This window comes from Paratractidigestivibacter sp., assembly GCF_052362415.1.
Classification (GTDB): Bacteria; Actinomycetota; Coriobacteriia; order Coriobacteriales; family Atopobiaceae; genus Paratractidigestivibacter.
The window spans coordinates 1-2,167 of sequence record NZ_DAWEMK010000185.1 but is presented as its reverse complement, the minus strand read 5'-3'; the positions used below and the strand labels follow the sequence as shown (position 1 = coordinate 2,167).

Here is a 2,167-nt window from a genome sequence, read left to right as displayed (position 1 = left end):
GATCACGTCATCTCTCACACCAGCGCGCTCGAGGTCATGCGCCTCAAGCGATTCCCGCAGGCGCTCTCGCGGGGACAGGCCCACAACGAGCTTCCGAGAACAGCTCCCACGGCGCCTGACGTGAAGTCATGGCTCGAGTCGTTCCCCATGGCGCGCCAACTTGCGCGCCCGATCGCGCTTCTTTGTGCGGAGACGACCGCCAGCAAGCGCTCCGCGCTGTTCAATGTCCACGCGACCTCTGGCGACCTCCCGGCCGAATCGCTCGTCCGGCTGAACGAGAGATGCTCGGTCGTAAGCCCTGAGCTGCTATTGGTTCAAATGGCGAGCCTTGCCACGGACTTGGAGCTGGTGCTGCTCGTCGAGGAGCTCTGCGGGCTCTACGCCCTGCAACCCGCGACAGAAGGCGGGATGCTCCAACGTAAAGAGCCGCTCACGAATATCAAGCATATAACCAGCTTCCTCGATAGCGGGCGCAGGTTTCGCGGGGCGCAAAAGCTCAGGCGCGCTCTAGGCATGGCGATCGAGCTCTCGGGATCGCCGCAAGAGAGCAAGCTCGCGCCGAGGATCAGCTGGCCGAGGGCAAAGGGCGGCTACCACATCGAGATCGTCTCGATGAACAGGGGCGTCGAGGTCACGGAAACGCGACCTCGCGCAGACGAAGATTCGGAAGCCGGACATCCTCTTTAGGTTGCCCTCCGAAGGAATCCCTGGCCTTTGCCTCGATTACCAGGGAAACCCTCATCTACAGAACGGGCGCCCGCAAGAAGACGCCGCCCGGATGAACGAGCTTTTGGCGGTCGGGCTCAAGCCGTTCGCGATCTGGAAGGAGCAATGCGAGAGCACGTCGTACATGGACGCGCTCATCGACCGCACGATCCGGCGCGAGCTGTCTCTGCCGCCTGTGCGCCCGCCCAAGAACCGGGCGCGCCTCGAGCTCGCCCGCCGAGAGCTGCTTTTGGCCGAGCTCGACGGGATCGATGGCTTGAGCTGGGGAGTTTCGGACAAAGGTCCTCTCGTCGTCAACGCGATGGAGCGGGTCGAGGAAGCGCTCGCCGCGATGTAGGAGGGTCGCGCGGCGACCAAATCCAGCAAAACCGACGCCGCAGAAGTCCTGCCGCTCTCGGGCAGCGGGCGGGACTGGGCGACCATATCCAGCAAGGCCGCCGCCGAAGAAGCCCGAAGCGCCGGAACCGATGCGAAGAAAAAGCGAGTTGTTGGTCAAAATGCAAAGAATTCGCGAGTTGTTGGTTCTAGCAGGCTCAAGAACTCAGGTTTTCTTTGCAAAAGGACCAACAAGTACCGAATTCTTCGCAAGAGGAACAACAACTCCCGAATCCTTTGCAGATGGACCGCCGAGAAGGCCCGGCGATCGTCGAGGCCTCGACGGCAACGACCGCCGCGCGCCTACGCGACGAGGCCGAGCGACTCGCCGATCGTCTTTGCAAAGAGGACCGCGAGGACGCAGACGATGATGGGGCGGACGATGCGCGAACCGTCGCGCACGACCATACCAGCGCCGAGATAGTGGCCCGCGATGGAAAAGACCGACGCGACGGCGCCGAGGACGAACCAGCACTGCCCCGCGACAAGGAAGGACACGAAGCCGGCGATGTTGCTCGCGAGGTTCGCGCACTTGGTCTGTCCGGCGCAGTCCTGCACACCGAGCCGCGCGAGCGCGGAGTACCCGAGGATGAGGAACGTGCCAGTCCCGGGCCCATAGAACCCGTCGTAGAGGCCGCACAGGAGGGCGACCGCGCGCATGATTGCCGCGCGGCGGCGCCTCGGCATGGGGTCGGACTCCTGGCGCAGGGACTTCTTTCTGAGGGTGACGACGGCGACCACCGGAAGGGCGCAGATGAGGACCCAACGGAAGAGCTCCTCGGGCAAAAGCATCGAGAAGTGTGCCCCCACAAGTGACGCTGCCAGGGCGCATGCGGCGCAGGGCACGGCGAGGCGCCAGTCGACGAAGCCGTTGCGGATGTAGCGCGCAGCCGAGAAGCTCGTGCCAACCATGGAGGACATCTTGTTCGTGCCGATGGCGAGGTGTGCCGGAAGGCCAACAAGCAGGTAGGCGGGCAGGGTGATGAGCCCTCCCCCGCCGCCGATCGCGTCGACGAAGCTGCCGAGGAAGACGAGCGGGCAAAGGATGATCAGCGTATGGACGTCC

Annotated in this window: 3 protein-coding genes; 2 read left to right on the top strand and 1 reads right to left on the bottom strand. The window is 64.1% G+C overall.

The window, feature by feature from the left end; genetic code table 11:
• Both ACT84W_RS10710 and ACT84W_RS10705 read left to right on the top strand, forming a co-directional pair.
• Positions 1–687 (top strand): hypothetical protein (locus tag ACT84W_RS10710; RefSeq protein WP_444329208.1); only part of this gene is annotated, 687 nt, incomplete at its 5' end.
• A 91-nt stretch (positions 688–778) separates the two neighbouring features.
• Positions 779–1,063: a hypothetical protein gene (locus tag ACT84W_RS10705; RefSeq protein WP_444329207.1), complete on the top strand. Its 285-nt coding sequence runs from the start codon at positions 779–781 to the stop codon at positions 1,061–1,063.
• 341 nt (positions 1,064–1,404) lie between these two features.
• On the opposite strand, the gene ACT84W_RS10700 is transcribed toward ACT84W_RS10705, so the two are convergent.
• The coding region (locus ACT84W_RS10700; RefSeq protein WP_444329206.1) for a sulfite exporter TauE/SafE family protein at positions 1,405–2,167 on the bottom strand (763 nt) is incomplete at its 5' end.